Here is a 23,017-nt window from a genome sequence, read left to right as displayed (position 1 = left end):
AATAAGGCTGTCTCAAAGTTACCTTCGAAACAGCCTCATTATTGTAAAAGCCAACTATTACAATGTTTTAAAGTTTCTCTCCAAACCAATCAGTAAGGGTTTGGTAAAGCTCATCTTGTTTGCCTTTGAAGCCATGATCGGTATCAAATTCCAGGTGTTTAAAATTGTAATCCAGGGCGGTGAGCTTCTCAGCTATATCCTTGGCCTGCTGAGGATTAACATTTTCATCCTGACTACCACTAAGAATGAGTAAGCTACTGTTTTTACTCAACTGCTCAGGCCAGAAAATTGCTGATCTTTTAGTGAGCTGCTCCTCTTTTTGGGTGTCATAATTCGGAATTAGTTGAGAGTAAACATTCTTCTCCATTTCAGGACGTTCTTTAGCTAGAGTAAGCAGGTTAGTGGGGCCATTGCCTACCACAGCGGTTTTTATAGCATCAGAATTTTTAAGTGCCAGATAAGTCATCATGCCACCTCTAGACCAACCTAACATACCTATACGGCTGGCATCTACATTGTCCATTTCCTTGGCGGTCTCGGTAAGAGCAAGCACATCATTGATGTCTCGGCCGCCAAATTCATCATTTTCTCTATAGCAGCTGCCTATAATTACATAACCTTCAGAGGCTAACTTAGAGACTAGGGAGAGCATGGTGTACAAGGTCTTGCCAGCTGCGATTTTGCCCACTTCTTTGTTGCCACCTTTATTAAAAAGAACTACCGGGTATTTACCTTCTTTTTTAGGTGCGGCTACTATGCCATGTATTAGTTGAGAATCACTTTTATAGGTGATAATGGAGAAGTCTACCTGCTCTAAATATTTATATTTTTCTTTGAATTCGCCGTTTTCTGAAAAGTTATCCCAAAAGGCAGGCATATCTTTTAGTTCGAAATGCTTTTGCGAATAAATGGCACCAGTTTTCAGATCGGCCGCTTTTTGATTGTCATCTTTTGTGATTTCTTCATCTAGCACGGTGCCAGATAAGCTTGAACTGAACTTGTAAGCATTATAAAAGTGCTGACCAATTTTCGTGTTAAATAATATAACGCCTAGTATTACCAGAACGCCAAGAAAGATGCCGAGGATTTTTAAAATCTTCATAAAATAGGAGTAGGGTTAGATAAATGTTTCGTTTTAGAAAGCATGTAGGCTTTCCTTATTTAGATATGGGTGGAAAGGTAAATTTCAAAATACCAAGAAAAAATAAAATCTGGATAAGTGGTGTTTATGAAAAGTGAACAGTTAAAATCCAGTGATTAGTCTAAGTATTTGAGATTCACCAGCTCCTGAGAAAGGCGCCATAGCTCTTTTGCATGGCTTTTATCCTTAGAATAGTCATTGGAATCTACTTTCACGGGATTTCCTTTATACTGCATGAAACCATCCGGACCGTAATATTCTCCACTCTGTGCTTTGGGATCAAGAGCGGCTCTTAAGATGGGCAAAGCTGCTTTTTTAGGCGGCTGGAAGAAAATAGGTGCAATAAGCTTTACTGGTATCATTACCGGAGCTGGAATGTGCCTGGCTATACTCGTCAATGAAACTCCGGGATGAGCAGCCAATGATTTTACTGAAGTGTTATGAAGTCTTCTATCTAACTCATAAGCAAACATGAGACAGGCCAGTTTACTCATGCCATAAGCTTTGGTTTTGCTGTATTCTTTTTGAGCATTATATTTTTCAAAGTCAAAGTCAGTCCATTTGTGAGCCATGCTGCTGAGAGATATCACCCTTGCACCAGATGTTGTAAGCAGCACTGGCATGAGCAAGCCAGTAAGTAGAAAATGCCCGAGGTAATTAATGCCAAACTGGCTTTCGAAACCATCATCAGTGGTTTGATAAGGGGGCATCATAAGCCCTGCGTTATTCACCAGTAGCTGTAATTGATTATAGTTAGATATAAACTTGTCAGCAAATGTCTTTATGGACTTAAATGAACCTAAATCCAGCGTCATGATATGCAATTTACCTTTCGGGTAAGCTTTAAGTATTTTAGATCTGGCTTTTGTCGCTTTTTTTTGATCCCTGCAGGCAAGTATTACTTCGAAATCTTTCCGTGCCAGCTGTAGCGCTGTTTCATAGCCTAACCCAGCATTGGCACCAGTTACAATAGCTACTTCACCCTCATGAGACGGTATCTTTTCCAGATCAAACTTTTCCATAGCGTGTCTTTATGATAATACAAATGAGGAGGGGAAGGTGTTTAACAAATCATGCCAGAGTATCACTTTTTGAACCTCGTTCTGGTGATTTTAGAATAGAGTGTCAGATTTAAAATAAATTTATAGGTGATAAACCCTATTACAGCACAGGCAATAATATACATACCTCTTGATCCTATGTATCTAAAAAAATTATAGTATAAGGATGAGATAAAAGGAGACGTGCTTGTAGAGCTAACAGAATTTGCGACCCAAAATAAAGAATAGAATATGATGATAATGAGAATGACTTCCTTGATAAATTGAAAAACTTCCCTTCTCGTATGATTGAGCGTTAAGGTTTTGGTGTAGTTGTTTTTCAGTATGACACAAAGATCCTGAACGAACTTTTCACCCTGACGGTCCGCAAAATTCAAGAGTTCTTCACCACTACTAATTTGATTCGGATTTTTGGACTGTCCTGAAATTGATCTACATATTCAATCGATTTTATAGGTCTACCATACAGTTTTTCTGGCAACTGATTTTGTTTTAAATCAGCTTTGAATTGCCCAAATTTTTTTTTAGGAATGTTCGCAACTATTATTCGGCCGAGGCCAATTACTATCAACTGTGGAAAAGGCTTATCATCAACTACCCAGTAGGAAAATGTCAAGAGTTCTATTGCTTAAGTTTAAAGCTAGTTATCGAAGGGGCAATATAGAGAAAATGAAAATGTTTAAACCATTTTTTAAATGTGAAGTTGATGTAATGGCTTAGGTATTAAAAGCTAAACAGGAATAAAGAAGTAGTGTATAATTTCTTCCAAGACTGGTTGGTTTAATATTTAACCTTAAAATTATTTACTTTGCGAGCTCTAACTAATCAAATAATATGGCTTCAGGTTTTTTTGCACTCTTAGATGATGTTGCCTCTCTTATGGACGATGTAGCGGCCATGAGCAAAATTGCGGGAAAGAAAACCGCAGGAATTTTGGGCGATGACCTGGCAGTAAATGCAGAAAAAGCCTCTGGATTTATGTCTGATAGGGAGCTGCCTGTATTATGGGCTATTACCAAAGGCTCTCTCTTAAACAAACTAATAATACTGCCCATAGCTTTTCTACTCAGTGCTTTTCTACCTTCGGTGATCATTGTCATTTTGGTAATTGGAGGACTTTACCTAGCCTATGAGGGAGTTGAAAAGATATACGAATTTTTTGTACCTCATGCCCATGAAGATGCTCCAAAAGTGGATAATCTTACTGAGGAAGAGATACTTGCATTAGAAAAAGAAAAAGTAAGATCAGCTATTATTACTGATTTTATACTATCGGTCGAGATTGTCATTATTGCTTTAGGAGAGGTTACAGGAGAACCATTGCAAATTCAAATTCCTGTAGTTTCAGTGATAGCGCTGCTGGCTACCATTGGCGTTTATGGCATCGTAGCCTTGATTGTAAGAATGGATGAGTTCGGTTTTAAACTCATCAACCTGAATGAGCGCGATGATTCCTTCTCAGATAAAATTGGCCGCTTTTTAGTGGCTGCTTTACCCAAAGTTGTAAAAGGCTTGGCAGTAATAGGAACAATAGCTCTGTTACTGGTTTCTGGTGGCATATTCGTTCATTACCTGCCATTTGTTCATCATCTGGAAGAAACTATCCATATACCTGCCATTCTCTTTGAATTACTAGCCGGCCTTATCATCGGAGCGGTAGTTTTGGTGGTGGTAATGCTGGGTAAGAAGATTTGGAAAGCAGTTAAAGGATGATCACCTCATCTCTGGTTCTTCTCCTCAAGGAGAAGGGTTCACCTCGCCTTCGTTGTGTGTTATCAGCAACGAAACTACAGGCTTGAAAAGCTCAAATAACCCCATGCAAAAACGTCATTCCGGCCGCAGCGATAGCGGACAGCCGGAATCTTGCAGTTCAGTCCTTGGAAACCTAACAGTAAGATTCTGAATATTCCTCCGCTATCGCTACTGAATTCCGGAATGACGCTTTGGTTAAGTCTGGCGCTGTGGGCACTGTTCATAACCTCTTGACTACTCTTTGCCTCCGTAGGTGTCTTCATCTACGAAATTACAGGCTGTATCCATACCCCAAACCTAATCCTTGTTTTCAACGAGGATTTGTAGAGCTTGGCATTTGTAATGCCAGTGCACTCCTTTAATAAGTATTCCAATAAGCAGCTAAAAATACATTACAGCAAAGTCATCTCGAGACCGAACATTTGGTACCCAACCGCACAAAACGAAATGACGTTAAGATAGAAGTGGCCTGTACAATATAGCCGTACCTCGTATAGTGCAATTTGCCTGTCCTCGAGCATGGTTGGATAGAAAGGAGTCACAAAGTATGGTACTTCCTTGTTTAGGAATGTCCGATTGGTAGTCTGTCGTGTACAATATTTCATCCTACAGGTCTTTGTTTATCTTTTAAAATATTTTAGTCATGAAAAAGATGAGAGCAAATGCTGCAGGCATAGATATAGGTGCCAAGCACATTTTTGTGTCCTTAGAAAACAAGGATGTTCGAGTTTTTGAGACCTTCACTGAAAGTTTTCGAGAGGCATCTTCCTATTTATTATCAGAGGGGATCGAGACAGTGGCTATGGAAGCTACAGGTGTTTACTGGATCATCCTTTATGAGATCCTTGAATCAGCAGGTTTAGATGTCTGGTTAGTAGATGGGCGCCAGACTAGACAAGTACCAGGTCGAAAGACTGATGTAAAGGACTGTCAATGGATTCAGCAACTCCATAGTCATGGTTTGTTGAATCGCTGTTTTGTTCCCGATGCTCAAGTAAAGGAAGTTCGTGCTTACCAGCGCTTGAGAGAAGATCATCTGAGAACAGCCTCTATGCATGTAAATCATATGCAAAAGTCACTAATTGAGATGAATATTCGACTCAAAGAGGTGCTCAGTCAGGTACATGGAGCCAGTGGTCTGGCAATCATAGAAGCTATCCTGTCAGGAGAACGTGATGCCCAAAAGCTCTTATCCCTGTGCCATAGCAGTATTAGAGAAAAAAAGGCATCTCAAGTCCTCAAGGCGCTTTCAGGCTATTATACCGAGGCTGGGTTGTTTGCTTTGGAACAGGCATTCAGCGGTTATAAATTTTATAAGCAACAAATACAGGCATGTGACCATAAACTAGAGGAAGTTATGAAACGGGTCAATAATTACGATTCAGATATGCAAAGCAAAAATGAAATAGAGTCTGTTAAAGACCGAAAACCAGTTAGGCATAATAAGCCTGATATTGACCACTTAGGAGGACACCTACTCAAAATTTTTTCAGGCAAAGATGCTACGTGTTTGCCGGGCATTACCGATTATACCTGGCTACAATTGTATTCGGAAATAGGTCTGGAACTTTATAATTGGCCAAGCGAGAAACATTTCACTTCATGGCTAGGGTTATCTCCAGGTCAACACCAGTCCGGCAAGAAAAACAAAACCAGAAACAGAAAGTACAGGCCGAAGGCTGGACAAATATTTAGGCAACTTGCCCAAAGTTTAATTGAAAGCAAAAAGATAGCACTAGGTGCTTTTGGGCGCAGATTAAAAAGCAAAAGAGGTCCTGGAATAGCGACTAAAGCCACAGCACGAAAACTGGCAGTACTCTACTGGCGGCTTATGGTAAAAGGTCTTGACTACACAGAAAAAGGGATCAAAGCATATGAAGAAAAAATGCAGCTTCATAGAGAAAAGTGGCTAATAAAAACAGCTAAAGAATTAGGTTATGAGCTTGAACAAATACCTATTTAGTTTATTACGTCATTGGTACGTCAGGAGAGATCTATGTATTTTGTAGGAAATGTCCGGTCAGCAACTTCCAATTGAATGGACTTCTCACTAGCGTTCGAAGTGACAGTGGGATTAGAAGGTATTCTGTCCTAACCTCTTGATTATTTGCTTGGCGAAACTGCCCAGCTCGCCTTCGTTGTGTGTTATTACCAACGAAACTACAGGCTGAATAAATATTCCAATAAGCTGCTAAAAATATATTACAACAAAGTCATCTCGAGACCGAACATTTGGTACCCAACCGCACAAAACGAAATGACGTTAAGATAGAAGTGGCCTGTACAACATAGCCGTACCTCGTATAGTGCAATTTGCCTGTCCTCGAGCATGGTTGGATAGAAAGGAGTCACAAAGTATGGTACTTCCTTGTTTAGGAATGTCCGATTGGTAGTCTGTCGTGTACAATATTTCATCCTACAGGTCTTTGTTTATCTTTTAAAATATTTTAGTCATGAAAAAGATGAGAGCAAATGCTGCAGGCATAGATATAGGTGCCAAGCACATTTTTGTGTCCTTAGAAAACAAGGATGTTCGAGTTTTTGAGACCTTCACTGAAAGTTTTCGAGAGGCATCTTCCTATTTATTATCAGAGGGGATCGAGACAGTGGCTATGGAAGCTACAGGTGTTTACTGGATCATCCTTTATGAGATCCTTGAATCAGCAGGTTTAGATGTCTGGTTAGTAGATGGGCGCCAGACTAGACAAGTACCAGGTCGAAAGACTGATGTAAAGGACTGTCAATGGATTCAGCAACTCCATAGTCATGGTTTGTTGAATCGCTGTTTTGTTCCCGATGCTCAAGTAAAGGAAGTTCGTGCTTACCAGCGCTTGAGAGAAGATCATCTGAGAACAGCCTCTATGCATGTAAATCATATGCAAAAGTCACTAATTGAGATGAATATTCGACTCAAAGAGGTGCTCAGTCAGGTACATGGAGCCAGTGGTCTGGCAATCATAGAAGCCATCCTGTCAGGAGAACGTGATGCCCAAAAGCTCTTATCCTTGTGCCATAGCAGTATTAGAGAAAAAAAGGCATCTCAAGTCCTCAAGGCGCTTTCAGGCTATTATACCGAGGCTGGGTTGTTTGCTTTGGAACAGGCATACAGCGGTTATAAATTTTATAAGCAACAAATACAGGCATGTGACCATAAACTAGAGGAAGTTATGAAACGGGTCAATAACTACGATTCAGATATGCAAAGCAAAAATGAAATAGAGTCTGTTAAAGACCGAAAACCAGTTAGGCATAATAAGCCTGATATTGACCACTTAGGAGGACACCTACTTAAAATTTTTTCAGGCAAAGATGCTACGTGTTTGCCGGGTATTACCGATTATACCTGGCTACAATTGTATTCGGAAATAGGTCTGAAACTTTATAATTGGCCAAGCGAGAAACATTTCACTTCATGGCTAGGGTTATCTCCAGGTCAACACCAGTCCGGCAAGAAAAACAAAACCAGAAACCGAAAGTACAGGCCGAAGGCTGGACAAATATTTAGGCAACTTGCCCAAAGTTTAATTGAAAGCAAAAAGATAGCACTAGGTGCTTTTGGGCGCAGATTAAAAAGCAAAAGAGGTCCTGGAATAGCGACTAAAGCCACAGCACGAAAACTGGCAGTACTCTACTGGCGGCTTATGGTAAAAGGTCTTGACTACACAGAAAAAGGGATCAAAGCATATGAAGAAAAAATGCAGCTTCATAGAGAAAAGTGGCTAATAAAAACAGCTAAAGAATTAGGTTATGAGCTTGAACAAATACCTATTTAGTTTATTACGTCATTGGTACGTCAGGAGAGATCTATGTATTTTGTAGGAAATGTCCGGTCAGCAACTTCCAATTGAATAGACTTCTCACTAGCGTTCGAAGTGACAGTAGGATGAGAAGGTATTCTGTCCTAACCTCTTGATTATTTGCCTTGCGAAACTGCTCACCTCGCCTTCGTTGTGTGTTATCATCAACGAACTTCAGCACGTTCATCACTACCATTAACCACACAAAATACCTACTACTAGCGATTGTCTCAAAGGATAATCAAACACATCTTTACATTATTTAGAATTATTCTAAATAAAAAATGATAAGCCTATGTATTCTGATCAATATGATTCCCTGGTGCAGTGCCTTATGGCTGAGCTGAAGAAGGAGCTGCCCTCTTTGCTTACGCTTAATAAAATTATAAAGAAAACGGAGTGTCCTTATTTGAAGGGCTTGGCAGAATCGGCAGAAATAATAAAAGAGAAATAGCATGTATTGTAGATGTGCTCATAAATGAGCGAAATAGATATGTTTCTAAGTGTAGAGGATGTGGTAAGGTGGTGCTTCATTATAATAACTTTATGACCACCTTTAATGAGGGTGATTTCGAAAGCTTCCTGAATTATGTCAGCTTTCTACATTTTGAGAGTAATGCCGTCCGTTTTCCGAATGGAAAGCCATTTATCACCGTGTACACTTGTCATGAGGATATCTACTTCGTATTCAATGAAGAAGAGTTCGATGATTTTAGAGACTGTCTTAGTCAGGTGAAAGTGATGTTGGAGGTGAAGGAGATTCTTAAAATGTAGTTTATACGTTTATTGGAATGTTAAACTAAAAAAAGCACCTTTGGTAGGTGATCAACAAAACCTTCCATCCATGTTTTTAAAAACCTTTCAAAGATTCGTTTTGGTAGCTGTGTTCGGTATAAGTGCCCTCAGCGCTTATGCTCAAGAGGTAGAATGGCAAGACCTTTCTATCATTAGTCAGGGCACGGTTAAACCACACGCCACTTTTACTCCATATGCCTCAGAAAATGATGCTTTGGCAGGGGATGCTTCTCCTATGTTAAAGTCTTTAAATGGCAATTGGAAGTTTAATTGGTCTAAAAATCCAGCTAGCCGTCCGGTAGATTTTTATAAGCAGGACTATGATGTAGCTGGCTGGAAAGAGATACCCGTACCGGGCGATTGGCAGATGTATGGATATGATTATCCGCAGTATACTAACATGGAATATCCGTTTCCGAAGAATGCGCCAATGATCCCTTCAGAGTATAATCCGGTTGGCTCTTATAAAACCACTTTCAGTATATCACAACAGGCTCTTAATCAAGAGGTTTTACTTCATTTTGCTGGAGTGAACTCTGCTTTTTATTGCTGGATAAATGGTGAGAAGGTAGGTTATAGTGAAGGCAGCAAAACCCCGGCTGAGTTTGATATTTCATCATTCATTAAAGAAGGTGAAAATACTTTAGCCGTAGAGGTTTACCGATGGAGTGATGGAAGTTATTTAGAAGATCAGGACTTTTGGAGATTGAGTGGAATAGAGCGAGATGTATATCTGGTATTTGCGCCTAAAGTGAGAATTAGAGATTTTTTCGCTACCCCACATCTTCAAAATAATTATCAGGATGGCACGCTTTCTTTAAGTGTAGAGTTACAAAACCATCAGACAAAAAAGGTTAAAAATCAAACCGTGGAGGTGGCCCTTTTCGATTCAGACCGAAAAGAAATAGCGCGTGCTAATCAGCAACTGAGCGTGGAAGACATTGCCTCAGCCAACTTTGACCTGGAAGCTAAGCATGTGAAATTATGGTCAGGTGAAAAGCCTAACTTATATCATCTGGTAATCACTTTGAAAGATGCTAAGGGCAAGGTATTGCAATCTGTCGGAGACAAGATCGGCTTTAGAGAAGTGAAGATTGAAAAAGGACAGCTATTGGTGAATGGACAACCAGTGCTGTTAAAAGGGGTGAACAGGCATGAACATGATGAACGGTATGGACATGTAGTGTCTAAAGAGTTGATGCTGAAAGATATAGCGTTATTCAAGCAAAATAATATCAATGCGGTGCGTACATCACATTATCCTAATGATCCGCTTTGGTATCAGCTATGTGATGAATATGGAATCTATGTGATTGACGAAGCCAATATTGAAACGCATGGTTATGGATATGATGAAGATAAGACACCTGCCAATAAACCGGAGTTTCTGGAGCCACATTTAGATCGTATGAGAAGGATGGTGGAAAGGGATAAAAATCACCCATCTATCATTATCTGGTCAATGGGTAATGAAGCTGGTGATGGGCCAGCATTTGTTCAGGGATATGCCTGGATAAAGCAGAGAGATAGCTCCAGAGTGGTTCATTACGAACGTGCAGAAAGAGGGAAGGAGTTTAAAGAACGACACTCAGATATTATTTCGTGGATGTACGCTCGTACCTGGGATATAGAAAATTACTATCTGGGCAAGTACCCTGACAGACCGTTTATCTGGTGTGAATATTCACATGCCATGGGTAACAGTAATGGTGATCTGGTGGATCTATGGGATTTTGTAAGAGCGCATAAGCAGGTGCAGGGTGGCTTTATCTGGGACTGGGTAGATCAGGGCTTATTGAAAAAAGGTGCTGATGGTAAGGAATTCTGGGCCTATGGCGGAGATTTTGAGCCAGAAACTGCTCATAATGATGATAACTTCTGTTTAAATGGCCTGGTTAATCCAGATCGCAGCCCTCATCCGGCGTTGGAAGAAGTAAAACATGTTTATCAAAATGTACATTTCTCAAAAACTGACGATGATGAGATAGAAGTGTTCAATGAAAACTTCTTTACCGACCTGAAAGAGTATACGGTTGCTTATGAAATATTGCAAAATGGAGATGTAGTGAAAGCAGTGACTATGGATGGTTTTTCTCTCGCTCCCCAATCAAAAGCAACGTTTAAGGTAGACCTGAATGGTTTGCAACTCAATGAGGATGGCGAATATTTTATTAACTGTTATGTAAAAGAAAAATCAGAGGCTCCTTTTGTAGAGAAAGGAAGTATTCTGGCTAGTGATCAGATCTTTTGGCAATTGCCAGGCGCTGATGCCATGGCTCTAGCAGACACTAAAATCAAAGTGAAGGAAAGCAAAACGGCTATTTCTATCACCAGTGAGGCTCTTCAAATAGAGTTTGATAAGGCTTCGGGTGGCATAACTACCTTAAAAACAGCGGATAATGATTATTTGAAGGAGCCGTTGACTTTCAATTTCTGGCGAGCAGCTACAGACAATGATTTTGGAAATCAAATGCCTAAGCGTCTTCAGGCATGGAAAGAAGCTACTTACGGACAGAAAGTGACTTCCGTAAAAGTGCTCAAGAAAGCTAAATATTCAACGACTATACAACAGGAGATCGCTTTTGAGGGGCTTAAATCTACAGGTACCATTACTTATAAAGTCTTCGGAGATGGCAGAATAGAAGTAGCACTAGCGTTTGACTACAAAGACAAGGATCTACCTGTGCTGCCAAGGTTCGGGGTGAGTATGATTTTACCTCAGGAATATGAACATGCCGAGTGGTATGGCCGTGGCCCTCATGAAAACTATTGGGACAGGAAATCATCTGCTTTTGTAGGTAAATATAAAATGGATGTGAGCGATCTTGGTTTTGCCTACATCAGACCACAGGAAAATGGCTACAGAACCGACACAAGATGGCTGAAACTAACCAACGACAGCGGCAAAGGTATTACTATAAAAGGACAGTCTACCTTCGGTTTCAGCGCACTACACAATACAACGGCTGACTTTGATGCTGGTCCTTCCAAGCAACAAAGGCACTACACTGATGTAAAGCCCAAAGACTTAATCCAGCTCAATATCGATTATCACCAAATGGGTGTGGGTGGTGATGACAGCTGGGGAGCAAAACCATGGGATAAATACACCCTTGAGGCTCAGGATTATAGTTATAGTTTTGAGATAGTGCTGGAGTAGTATGGTGTGTTTGTGGGGATACGAACTGGTGTTTTTCACCTCATCCCCGGCCCTTCTCCTCAAGGAGAAGGGGGCTTTAGGTGCGGCGGTTCCGGCTCTTCGCTGCGCTACGGCCGGAATGACTGAATTTAATTTAAGGTATACCAAATATCAATGTGTCATCCTTTCTCTGGCCTTCATTTCAGTAGCCACTCCTAAATCACCTTGCTGGATCATCCAGGATTCTAGTTTTTGACGGAGGTCTTGAATGGTTGTTTTATAGGTTTCGTCCTCAGCCAGGTTGTGTTGCTCGAAGGGATCATTTTCCAGGTTATAGAGCTCTTCGAAAGGCCTTGTCTTATATTTTTCTAACCAGGCATGTGTATCTTCAGATAGGGTGCTGTCCCTTAGCCATTGATTATAGAGGCTATTCTCATTGGCAATAGGAATGTTGCTAAACTCAGAATCAAAACTATAATTCTGAATGTATTTGTATTTTTCTGTTCTTATCGATCTCACAGGGTAGGAGTCTGAGCCGTTAAATATCCCTCTTGTAGTTTGTATGCCAAAGACATAGTCACGGTGGTGATCTGTCTTTTTTTTGAATCACATCATAGAAGCTCTTGCCATCAAAGCCGGTATTGCCATAGCTGTCTTTAATGCCCACATCAATTTTTTCAGGATCAGCACCGACCATATCCAAGAGGGTGGGGAGTATATCTACATATTGGGTGAAAGCACTATTGCGGCTTTTGGCAGGTACTTTCCCTGGCCAGGAAATGATAAATCCGGTTTTTAGTCCTAAGTCATAACAAGTCCATTTACCAAAAGGTAATTGATAACCCTGTTCGCTGGTAAATACTTCAATGGTGTTCTTTTGCTTCCCCACTTTTTCTACTGCGTCCAGACAGTAGCCTAGTAAACTATCTGCATAGGTGATCTCAGCATAATATTTTACCAGAGCTTCGCGGGTTTCTTTGGTATCTATAATGTAGTCAGGCACGGTGAGTTTTTCTGGATTATATTGAGCTCTGTTACCTCTGGTCCAGGGTGTATGTGGTTGATTCTGAGCTATGATTAGCAAAAATGGTTTATCATCTTCGATGACGGGCTTTATTTTATCCAGATGAATATCTATGCCATTGCCACCGTCATGCTGGCGGCCACCCAAATAATCAATTGGGTATGATTCTGCTGGTCCATAATGCTGTTTGCCGATAAGGGCGACATTATAACCCAATGCTTTAAAATGATGTCCCAAACTCTTTACTCCATCATAAACCTTGGCGTGATTAGGATAGGCTCCACTTCTGGCCGGAAAAAGTCCAGTCAGGATCTGCTGCCTGGTGGGAGAGCACATGGCTGTAGCAGTAAACATGTTATCGAAACTCATTCCAGCATCAGCAAGCCTTTGAATGTTAGGTGTGTTCACATCAGGATTTCCATAAACAGAACAGTCTCGCCAAGTCATATCATCGCCAATGAACAGAAGAATGTTAGGCTTCTTCTGAGCTGACGCATTGAGATGAGGTAGTAGAAAGAGGATGAATAAGATTTTACGCATTAGGTGCTAGTTAGATTTCCGTTAAACTTAAATAGAATATTCTATCTGTAAGAAGAAGCAGATCATAATATCTCACCATAGGTTGCTGTAAAAACTGCTCAAATAAGCTAACTACCACGTTTACAGTTAAAATACGTAGATATACCGGTTTACATGAGGAGGATTGCTTTGTAAATTGATATAAAAAAGCCATGAAAGATTTGAATATTCTGGTGGTGGAGGATAGCAAGGATGACTTCCTTTTAATGGAGAGGGTTTTAAGAAAGAATAATATCAATTGTTCTTTGAGATGTATAGATGGCCGCGAAGAGTTTATGAGGTCAATTGATAAGGATACACCAGATTTAATTATATCGGATCATGCTTTGGCTGATTTTAGTAGTATTGATGCACTTAAAATGTGCCGGGAAAAGGATAAGAATGTGCCTTTTATATTAGTGACGGGGGCATTGCCAGAGGAAGCGGCCAGATCGCTGATGTTTGTGGGGATTGACAATTATGTGCTGAAAAAAGATTTACACTTGCTACCCGATGTAGTGATCACCACCATGACAAAATACTGGCATTGGACCCAGCATGCATCAGAGGTAGGTGGGGTCAATGCCACGAAACAAGCTACCAGAGGCTTTTCTTTATTCTCATTACAGTATAATGAATATCTGGATAGCAAACTGGCCACCATTAATGACGTGATTAAAACCGCAGAAACGCTGGAAGAAGAGAGGCAGATGGAGAATATACATATTCAAAGTCTTAAAATTCATGTCAATGAAATTAGAAGAGTGGCCTGCAGTATTAAAGATTTATATGAATTAAAATTATCAGAAGTGTCCGCCAGACAGGTTTTATTAAAGCCATTTATCTCAATAGTTTGGGAAAAAGTGATGAAGGAATATAATATGAATTTAACCCTCATCAACGATATACCAGATGTAATCACCTGGACAGGAAAAGTGGGTTATTTGGAGGTTATACTTATGCATATTTTGAAAAACTGCATTCTTTATAAAGATGAGCGAAAAGAGCTGAATAAGGTTGCGGTATCAGCAGAAAGTGAAGAAAACCAGCTGGTTATCCATATAAGGGATAATGGTTTGGGCATAGAGACAGAAAACCTCTCGAAGCTTTTCGATATGTTTTATACTTCCAGCACCACATTTAGAACGGCAGGCGTGGGACTTTACATTGTGAAAGAGCTGGTATCAGAAATAGGAAGCGAAATAAAGATAAGTAGCAGAATACATGAAGGAACTCATATTGAACTTTCTTTGCCATGTTAAAAGACAGGTGTCTCAGAATTGATGAGACACCCTTAGACTGACCTTTTTAAAAAGTCTGCATATCATACATCTCTATCTGCTGACCACCTGAGCCCCAACCTCCTGAGGTACGGTGAGTAGTTCCTACAAAGTAGTACCACTGGTTCCAATAGTTTACCCCTGGGTTGTTTAGAGTACATTGGTAAACGCCATCTACATAAAAGTCTACCAGTGAGTTCTGGCTGGCAGATCTTACCTGGCACTTGTATGTATGGTACCCACTGCCACCCGTGTATAAGGTTTGGTAAATATACTGTCCCGGACTTTGGATATACGCCTTCAAAGTATTGTCACTGAGGGTTTTCACAAAGCCCATTTCTCTTCCTGTCCAGCTGCTTACATTATCACAGATAAACACGGCCATTTCATTAGACCCGTTAGGAGCATTGTTGCCACCTTTAAATGTACCTGTAAACTGAAGGCCAGTAGCATACTGTCCACCATTTTGCTGTGCGCCCAGATAATTGGTGCCACATTCTGTGCCTCCTACCGGAACGCAAATGCCATTGGTGCCGCTGATGTAGTAAGGGTATGTAGAGCAAGATTGCCACAAACTAAAAGCCCCTGGTGATACCGGGCCGCTGGCGTTGGTCATGTCTTTCGCACTGATAGGATGACCTTCACGGTTATCATCTGGCACGTTAGGTTTGGTTTCAGGTTCATCGCTACAGCCGTAGGCGAAAACTAAAAGAAAACAAAGAATGGATAATGGTTTTTTGAGTACGTTTTTCATGTGTTTAGATTGATTTAAGTTACTATTCAAAGCTATTTAAATCCATTTCTGAACACTATCACCATAGTCCGCATTTCTTGAAATATGGTACTACTGAGTATGTTTTCTAATATATGCTTTAGGTGTAATGCCGTAGTGTTTTATAAAACATTTGTCGAAATAAGAGTGGCTGTTGAATCCTACCTCAAAGGCGATCTGATTGATGGTGAGTCTGCCTTCTATAAGATAATGCAAGCTGTTTTTCAATCTCACTGATTTGATGAACTCATGCACACTTTGCCCAGTGAGTTTTTTAATTTTCTGATAAAGACTGGTCCTGCTCATAGCCAGCTTTTCGCAAAGATAGCTGGCGTCAATAGCCGGATCTGATAGTTTTTCTTCCAGATATTGAATGGTCTGTTGTAGGAAGTCATCGTCTTTATTAACTACAATACCTGTTGATGTTATTTCTGTAAAGTGATTGCTCCTTAGTCCTTGTTTTAGCTTTTCTTGCTTTATGATATAATTGGTTACAACCTGAATAATCACCTCTTGTTTTAGTGGATGAACCAAATGCAAATCGGCACCAGCCTGGTAGCATTGTAGCTGGTTGAATCTACCGTGAGAGTTGCTGATCAAAATGAAAGGAATACTACCAATTTGCTGATGTGCTCTTACCTGCTGGCAGAGCTCCAAACCATTGAGCAAAGGAAGCTGAACCTGACTTATAATAACATCAGGCTGTAAATCTTCGGCTAATTTTAATGCCTGAAGGCCATTGAAGGCTTCATGAACTACGAAATAACGTGAAAGGAGGGAAGAGGAAGAAGATTTGCTGGTATGTGCAAAGAGTATCTGCCTGCTTTGCAACATGGACCATGGTTCATGATAACATACGCTGTGGTGGTTAAGATAAGATATAGTAGTTTGAGGTTCAGGCATTTGGTAAAAACTGTTACTCCATCTTTTCTATACTTTCTGTTTGCTCTTTCCAGGTGTAGGTGCCTACCGATCCTGGAGCTAATTCAATTTTAGCATACCTGCCGCGATATTGTATTTGGAATGATGTTTTGTCCCATGAATTATTTACTACCAATAGCACAATGCCGCCCTCGGGCGTACTAAAGGCTACATTAGGCAACACATCTGAGTTTTCAATCAGGGCTGTTCTATAAACATCGGGCCTTTGTTCATCCTGATAAAGGCGTACTGATGCTGCTCCGGGAGTGGTAGTATAAATGCGGGATGAACTTGGTGTTACAAATTTTGAAACATGCCCAATGGTATAATAGGCAATGTTTCGGCGCACCTCGTTTCCATCCAATGTGATGGCTCCCTGGCAAAAGGGGCAGCCGCCATTGTCAGTATGTGGATCATTTTGAGGGTCTGCGGCCAGGTTCCATAAAATGATGTTTCGGCTCCAGTTTTGTAACGGACCTACAATAAGGCGATGGCTGGCGGCGGCAATTTTTATTTTCTGGCTCTCAGGATTTTCTGTGAGCATCTGCTCTGTGAAGTAGATGTTTTTATCCGGTCTCGCCAGGTGAACCAGGCTCATAGATTCCATATTTCCACGGTAGTTGTGAAAACCGGCACCGTCTACATATTGGGCCGCATCAGGGTCATTATAAATGGCTAATGGGTAATCTGGACGATCGGTGTTATGATCAAAAACTATGATTTTGGTGCTGAGCTGATGGGCTTTAAAGGCTGGGCCGAGATGGTTTTTAACGAAGTCGGCCTGTTCATTTACAAACCAACTCATGCTGGGCGTATTGCCAGAATTCATAGGTTCATTTTGTATGGTAACAGCGTGAATATCAATGCCTTCCTTTTTCATTGACTGAATGTATTTTACGAAATACTGAGCATACACTTCGTAGCAGTCTGGCTTTAATTTACCTCCATGGATATTATTGTTCGTTTTCATCCAGGTGGGAGCCGACCATGGAGATGCCATGATCTCAATATTCGGGTTGATGGCCAGTATTTCCTTCATCACAGGCACCACATCTTTCAGGTCTTGTGACAGGCTGAACTTCTTGAGTTTGAAGTCTGTGTCACCATCTTTAAGATCATCATAAGAAAAAACAAAGCTATTGAGGTCTGAGGCACCAATGGTCAGTCTTATATAGCTGATGCTAATATTATTGTCACCTTTGCCAAATAGCTCCTGCAGGATTTTGCTTCTCTCGATCTGGTCCATTTTGATAAGCAGCTCAGCGCTGCCACCGGTAAGCGCAAAACCAAATCCATCTAAAGATTGGTAGGATAGGGAAGGATCCACCATAATGACACCTGAGAGATCCTGTGGTTTATTTTTGAAGCTTATGGCATTGGCCAAAGGCTGCAGCAATGCCGACCGATCAGCTTTAGTAACCCATCCCTGGATTTCATTATTTTGACCATTCACGTAATGGCATCCCAGAAAGAATAGCATCAACAAACTTATTGAAACGGTAGACGGACATTTGAAATATAGTTTAGTCATGTTTTTATAATGTTGATGGTTTTAAAATGTAGCGGATCTATTGCAACTTGGTCAGTGTTTCAGCCCATTTTTTAATTACTTCTATAGTGGAGGCATCAGTATTGTACACCGAGTACCAGCCCTGGTATTCATGTGGAGGATCACCGATGAAATCATCACCCTTTTTCCAGATCACATGGGGTGCTCTTGGTCTCCCTAAGCCACCCCAGGCCCAGAAATTGACGCCTGAGATATGATTTCCTTCTTCAGCCATGGCAGCCACGGTGCTGAACATAAAATCATAATATTGGTCTCTGTACTCGGTGGAGGTCATAGGTGTATGGCTGTTAAAATCACGCGAAATGCCGAATTCCTCTAAAACCATGGGCTTTTTGAGCTCGTTGGCCACCTTCAAATGTTCTTTCAAGTAGGCTAATGCCTTTTCTTTTGCCTCAGGCAGGCTTTGCTCCGGATGCTTCGGATCATACCAGCCCCAGTTTTGCACCCATATGTGCATGGTGCAATAATCGATATACTCCGACTGATGGTCCAGCTTGAAGTTAGTGCCAGCTTTTGGAGATGGCGTATTGCCCTCACTACCAATGGATACCATGTGATGGTTGTCACAGCTTTTGATCATCTTCGCCGTCTTATCAACCCATTTTCTATAGGCTTTGGCATTATCTGCACCTTCAGGTTCGTTAGCCAACTGCCAGGCCATTATTGTAGGGTCGTTTGTGTAGGCTTTTCCGTTTACGGTATTGGTGCGCTTCACAATGTGCTCCAGGTATTGCTCATAAAGCTTTACGGCCTTTTTGTTAGAGTAAAATTGTGCAGCATAGCGCTGGTAAACACCCCAGTCTCCACCCGCAGCTGGTGGTGGGTAGGGAATGGATTCATTATGGTTAGCCCAGGATAGATATTGTGACATACCTCCACTCCAGGGCCAGAAATTATTCATGCAAACCACGGCCACCATATCTCTTTTACCCATTTCATCTAAAAGTAGATCAAGGCCTTTGAGTAGGTCTTCATTATACTCACCGGGAGCAGGCTGTGTCGTAGGCTGCATTCTCCACGGAGCATCAATGTCACCTTCTGAGGCTGCCATTATACGCAGGTTGTTAACACCCATGCGCTGCAGACTGTCCAGCTCTGTTTTTAGACGGTCAGGATCAGAGTAACCCAGGTTCATGCCATACCAGAAGTTGGTACCCAGGTAGTTGTATTCTTCCCCATTTTTGATAAAACGGCCGTTTTCAACATGGATAAAGTCCTGAGCATGTAATGCTGTGAAGCCGAGGCACAGGATAAAAAGAAGGCATATAAGCTTTAGTGGTCTCATTTTATTCCGTTACTTCAAAACTCGTTTTATTATTAGTATCACTGCTTCCGCCAACCCAAAGGTTAAACTGTCCTGGCTCTACTACATATTTCATGTCATAATTCCAGAAGGCCAGTTCCTGCACGGGTAGCTTGAAAGTGACCTTTTTACTTTCCCCTGCTTTCAGTTGAACCCTTTCAAAATACTTCAACTCACGCACTGGTCGGCTTACTGATCCGGCTATGTCCTGGGTGTAGATCTGGGCTACTTCTGTAGCCTCATATTTGCCCATATTAGTGAGCGTAAAGCTGATGGATAGTGTGTCCGAGGTGGATAGTTTGCTGGCAGATAGTTCGGGTGTTTCATATTTAAATGATGAATAAGAAAGGCCATATCCAAAGGGGAACAATGGCTTATGACCAGCATCTAAATAATAAGAACGATTGCCCAAAGAGGTCTGTAAGGCACCTACAGGAATATCATTAAGAGAATATTCACTGCCATTAGCAGGTCTACCCGTATTCTTATGGTTGTAGTAAATTGGAATTTGACCTACAGATTTAGGGAATGTCACAGGAAGCTTTCCGCTAGGTACCGCTTTGCCAAAGAGAAGGTCTACTATGGCTGGTCCGCCCATGGTGCCCGGAGCCCAGAAGTAGATGATGACATCAGATAATTCCACTTCTTTTTCGATGGTCAACGGCCTGCCAGCCATGATTACGGTAACTACAGGTTTGCCTGTTTCACTCAAGGCTGCTAAGAGCTCACTCTGCTTCCCTTGAAGATTTAGATTAGCCAGGCTATGTGCTTCTCCTGAAAGTATGGCTTCTTCGCCCAGGAAGGTGATCACTACATCAGCTTTTTGGGCTGCTTCAATGGCTTTATCAAAATTGGCGGTGGTAGTATCTCTGGAATAGGAAAGGGCTGGTTCGTAAATGATTTTTACTTTTTGGCCCAATTGATCATGCAGAGCTCTCAGAGGTGTTATACTATGGCTTTTATCACCATCAAATACCCAGGTGCCCAGCTGCTCATGCGGTGCGTTGGCCAGCGGGCCGATCACCGCAATGGTTTTTACTTTCTCAGACAGCGGCAGAATTTGGTTGTCATTTTTTAATAACACCGCTGATTGGATGGCTGCTTCTTTGGCTGCTGCCAGATGATCAGGGGCGTAGAAAACCTCAGTACGTTTTTTATCAACATAAGGATGATCAAAAAGGCCGAGCTCAAATTTGATTCGGAGAATATTCCTTACTGCATTGTCAATGGTTTCCATGGATACCTTGCCTTCTTCGATGAGTTCAGGAAGGTGTTTGATGTAGGTTTCGCTTACCATCTCCATGTCCAGGCTGGCGTTGGCGGCTCTTAGTGCAGCCTCTTTTTCGTTGGCAGCAAAACCATGGGCGATCATTTCGGTGACGGATGCCCAGTCAGAAACCACAAAGCCTTTGAACTGCCATTCATCGCGCAGCACGTCTTTTAGCAAGAACTTGTTGGCGGTGGAGGGAATACCATCATTATCGTTGAAAGCAGCCATTAGTGAGGCTGTACCTGCGTTTACTGCGGCATGAAATGGTTGTAAATACAGGTTTCTAAATTGTCTTTCAGTGATAAAAGTAGAATTATAATCACGACCTCCCTCGGCAGCGCCATAACCTGCAAAGTGCTTAGCACAGGCAGCGATGGAGGTAGGATCACTCAAATCATCACCCTGGAATCCGTGAACCATGGCTTCGGCCATTCGGGAGGCCAGGTATGGATCTTCACCCACACATTCAGCAATTCGACCCCAGCGAGGATCATGGGTAATGTCCAGTATGGGTGCGAATGTCCAGTTGATACCGGTAGCAGAAGCTTCAATGGCCGCTATGCGAGCGCCCTGGCGCACTATTTCAGGATTAAAAGTGGCCGCCTGACCTAACGGAATGGGGAAGATGGTCTTGAAGCCATGGATCACATCTCTGCCGCTGAGGAAAGGGATACCAAGTCTGGATTCTTCTACTGCCACACGCTGGGCTTTGTTGGCGATATCAGGATCAGTGATGCTCAAAATGGACCCAACATGGCCTTTTCGCATTTCTTCATTTACCCGATCCATATCAGCACAGTGCAATTGATTCATCTGGCCAATTTTCTCTTCCAGAGTCATTTTCTTAAGCAGATTCTCCACTTTTTGATCAACGCTCTGATCCTGCGCTACTAAAATTTGGGTAATAACAGTCATGAGAAAAGCGATTACACTTATCTTTTTATTCAATTTCAAATTCATTTTTACGGATTCTACATAAACCAGAAATACATCAGAAAGCAGCCTGCCACTAAAATCAGGGCTTGTATTCTGAAGTTTTTGTACCATACTACGCCTTTTAGTTCTTCGGTTTCATCATCCCATATTTTACGGGTCCAGATGTTATTTTCCACTTTCTCAGCCGGTGGAGGCGAAGTAGTTAAACTCACAATAATATTTACTAATGTGCTTATTACCAATAGAATAGGAGCTAGCAGTAGAAAGTGTAATCCTATTTCAATTCCCATAGTGTACTTAGCCAGCATGATGGCCACAGCCACAACCAATCCAAAAATAAGGCCGCTAAACGCACCTTTTGAATTTGATCTTTTCCAAAACAGGCCGATAAAGAAAGTACCTACAATAGGTGGAGCCAAATAGGAAACTACTTCCTGGTAGTAGGAAATTAATGAATCGAAAGTGCGAATGTAAGGTGCCCACACCACGGCTATAATAAGAGCCACAAGTGCGGTGATCTGGCCTACTCTTACCAGCTTTTCGCTGCTGGCATTTTTATCAAACTTGGAGTAAAAGTCCATGGTGAATAGGGTAGACACAGAGCTTAGCGTAGCGCTCAATGTTGAAGTAAGCGCTGAAATCATGGCTGAAAGTATGATTCCGATAAGCCCTACAGGCAATAGTCTGATGATTAGCCTGGGGTAAACCTGGTCTGTATTTACACCAAAGGTGCTTTTCAGTTCGCTGCCGCTAATGATTTCCAAAGGCAAATTTTCTACTCCGAATAAGTTTATTCCTCTGGCTACCAATCCTGGTACTATGAAAATGAACAGGGTGAAAAGATATAGAAAACCAACTAGTAGCACACCTTTTCTACCATGATCAATGGATTTTGCAGAGAGCACGCGCTGCACCATTACCTGATTGTTGGCCCAAAAGTAGAAGCCAAGAATCGGAATACCGATGATCATGCCAGGCCAGGGCACAGTGGGGTCATCCATGGGGCGGGTTAGCTTTAACCAAACACCTTCATGGAAAGTATCTATGAAATTATCCCAACCGCCAATGCTGTGCAAGGCATAAAACGAAAGTATAGTGGAGCCAATAATCAATATGGCCGATTGAATTACATCAGCATTAATGGCAGAAGATAGTCCACCGACAATGGTGTAGCTTCCTGCCACGGCTGCCATACCTATGATGATCCACAGCATGTTAGCTTCCGGGAAAATCATTTTGATGATTAATGCTCCGGTGTAAAGGGTGGCGGAAGCATCGAGGAACACATTTCCTATGATGGTGATGAAGGAGAAGTAGGTTCTGGAACGTCCGTCAAAGCGCTTTTCCAGGAATTCCGGCATGGTGAAAATGCCGGATCGGATATAAAATGGCAGAAAGAATACCGCAAAGAACACCATGACGAGCACAGAGATCCAATTGTAATTGTACACTGCTATACCACTGATAAATCCTTCTCCAGAGTGCCCCATAAGTGTGGAGCTGGAAACACTGGCAGCAAATAATGATAAGCCCACTACCGGCCAGGTCAGGTTTCTGCCGGCCAGAAAGTAAGCATCAGAGTCTTTACTTTTACCATGCCTCAGTGCCCACCAAATGATGAAAACAATGTATAAAACAACAATGGTGAGGTCTATTCCGCTTAAATTGATCGTACCCATACTTCTCTATGCTCCTTGA

17 protein-coding genes are annotated in these 23,017 nt (G+C 41.6%); 6 read left to right on the top strand and 11 right to left on the bottom strand.

The features are described 5' to 3' along the window. Nucleotides 1-67: 67 nt before the first annotated feature. From LVD16_RS22970 to LVD16_RS22960, 3 genes are all read right to left on the bottom strand, one after another. The gene (locus LVD16_RS22970; RefSeq protein WP_233770639.1) at nucleotides 68-1,102 is read right to left on the bottom strand and encodes an alpha/beta hydrolase family protein; all 1,035 of its coding nucleotides are present in this window, start codon (nucleotides 1,100-1,102) and stop codon (nucleotides 68-70) included. 155 nt (nucleotides 1,103-1,257) lie between these two features. After that, entirely contained in the window at nucleotides 1,258-2,163 is a 906-nt protein-coding gene (locus LVD16_RS22965; protein WP_233770638.1) for an oxidoreductase, read from the bottom strand. A 412-nt stretch (nucleotides 2,164-2,575) separates the two neighbouring features. Beyond that, entirely contained in the window at nucleotides 2,576-2,818 is a 243-nt protein-coding gene (locus LVD16_RS22960; RefSeq protein WP_233770637.1) for a hypothetical protein, read from the bottom strand. Nucleotides 2,819-3,036: 218 nt separating this feature from the next. Here LVD16_RS22960 and LVD16_RS22955 point away from each other — a divergent pair, with 218 nt between their 5' ends. From LVD16_RS22955 to lacZ, 5 genes are all read left to right on the top strand, one after another. Next, nucleotides 3,037-3,915: a DUF808 domain-containing protein gene (locus LVD16_RS22955; protein WP_233770636.1), complete on the top strand. Its 879-nt coding sequence runs from the start codon at nucleotides 3,037-3,039 to the stop codon at nucleotides 3,913-3,915. Nucleotides 3,916-4,597: 682 nt separating this feature from the next. Continuing rightward, nucleotides 4,598-5,917 carry an IS110 family RNA-guided transposase gene (locus LVD16_RS22950; RefSeq protein WP_233770635.1) on the top strand — a complete coding sequence of 440 codons (1,320 nt, stop codon included), beginning with the start codon at nucleotides 4,598-4,600 and terminating at the stop codon, nucleotides 5,915-5,917. Nucleotides 5,918-6,407: 490 nt separating this feature from the next. Further along, complete coding sequence (locus LVD16_RS22945) at nucleotides 6,408-7,727, top strand: IS110 family RNA-guided transposase (RefSeq protein WP_233770634.1); 1,320 nt, start codon at nucleotides 6,408-6,410, stop codon at nucleotides 7,725-7,727. A gap of 423 nt (nucleotides 7,728-8,150) precedes the next feature. Then, nucleotides 8,151-8,525 carry a DUF6686 family protein gene (locus LVD16_RS22940; protein WP_233770633.1) on the top strand — a complete coding sequence of 125 codons (375 nt, stop codon included), beginning with the start codon at nucleotides 8,151-8,153 and terminating at the stop codon, nucleotides 8,523-8,525. 70 nt (nucleotides 8,526-8,595) lie between these two features. Then, complete coding sequence (lacZ, locus tag LVD16_RS22935) at nucleotides 8,596-11,706, top strand: beta-galactosidase, LacZ type (protein ID WP_233770632.1); 3,111 nt, start codon at nucleotides 8,596-8,598, stop codon at nucleotides 11,704-11,706. A 150-nt stretch (nucleotides 11,707-11,856) separates the two neighbouring features. Here the strand turns inward: lacZ and LVD16_RS22930 are convergent, their stop codons facing one another. Continuing rightward, nucleotides 11,857-12,204 carry a sulfatase family protein gene (locus LVD16_RS22930; protein ID WP_233770631.1) on the bottom strand — a complete coding sequence of 116 codons (348 nt, stop codon included), beginning with the start codon at nucleotides 12,202-12,204 and terminating at the stop codon, nucleotides 11,857-11,859. 58 nt (nucleotides 12,205-12,262) lie between these two features. Continuing rightward, on the bottom strand, nucleotides 12,263-13,249 hold the full coding sequence (locus LVD16_RS22925; RefSeq protein WP_233770630.1) for a sulfatase-like hydrolase/transferase: 987 nt from the start codon (nucleotides 13,247-13,249) through the stop codon (nucleotides 12,263-12,265). A 191-nt stretch (nucleotides 13,250-13,440) separates the two neighbouring features. Here LVD16_RS22925 and LVD16_RS22920 point away from each other — a divergent pair, with 191 nt between their 5' ends. Then, nucleotides 13,441-14,529: an ATP-binding response regulator gene (locus LVD16_RS22920; protein WP_233770629.1), complete on the top strand. Its 1,089-nt coding sequence runs from the start codon at nucleotides 13,441-13,443 to the stop codon at nucleotides 14,527-14,529. Nucleotides 14,530-14,575: 46 nt separating this feature from the next. Here LVD16_RS22920 and LVD16_RS22915 read toward each other — a convergent pair whose 3' ends face one another. The 6 genes from LVD16_RS22915 to LVD16_RS22890 form a co-directional block, all read right to left on the bottom strand. After that, nucleotides 14,576-15,301, bottom strand: coding sequence for a hypothetical protein (locus LVD16_RS22915; RefSeq protein WP_233770628.1), 726 nt, complete (start codon nucleotides 15,299-15,301; stop codon nucleotides 14,576-14,578). A gap of 90 nt (nucleotides 15,302-15,391) precedes the next feature. Then, nucleotides 15,392-16,222, bottom strand: coding sequence for a response regulator transcription factor (locus tag LVD16_RS22910; RefSeq protein WP_233770627.1), 831 nt, complete (start codon nucleotides 16,220-16,222; stop codon nucleotides 15,392-15,394). Between the two features lie 13 nt (nucleotides 16,223-16,235). Beyond that, the gene (locus tag LVD16_RS22905) at nucleotides 16,236-17,771 is read right to left on the bottom strand and encodes a glycoside hydrolase family 30 protein (protein ID WP_233770626.1); all 1,536 of its coding nucleotides are present in this window, start codon (nucleotides 17,769-17,771) and stop codon (nucleotides 16,236-16,238) included. Nucleotides 17,772-17,808: 37 nt separating this feature from the next. Beyond that, nucleotides 17,809-19,095 (bottom strand): glycoside hydrolase 5 family protein, encoded by a 1,287-nt coding sequence (locus tag LVD16_RS22900; protein WP_233770625.1) that lies wholly within the window; start codon nucleotides 19,093-19,095, stop codon nucleotides 17,809-17,811. Between the two features lies 1 nt (nucleotide 19,096). Continuing rightward, nucleotides 19,097-21,430, bottom strand: coding sequence for a beta-glucosidase BglX (gene bglX, locus LVD16_RS22895; RefSeq protein ID WP_233770624.1), 2,334 nt, complete (start codon nucleotides 21,428-21,430; stop codon nucleotides 19,097-19,099). After that, complete coding sequence (locus tag LVD16_RS22890) at nucleotides 21,355-22,998, bottom strand: sodium:solute symporter (protein WP_233770623.1); 1,644 nt, start codon at nucleotides 22,996-22,998, stop codon at nucleotides 21,355-21,357. Before LVD16_RS22890 ends, bglX begins: the two co-directional genes overlap by 76 nt. Nucleotides 22,999-23,017 lie beyond the last annotated feature (19 nt).

This window comes from Fulvivirga ligni (assembly GCF_021389935.1).
In the GTDB taxonomy this organism is placed as follows: Bacteria; Bacteroidota; Bacteroidia; order Cytophagales; family Cyclobacteriaceae; genus Fulvivirga; species Fulvivirga ligni.
The sequence above is the reverse complement of the archived record's forward strand: the minus strand, read 5'-3'. Positions and strand labels throughout refer to the sequence as shown.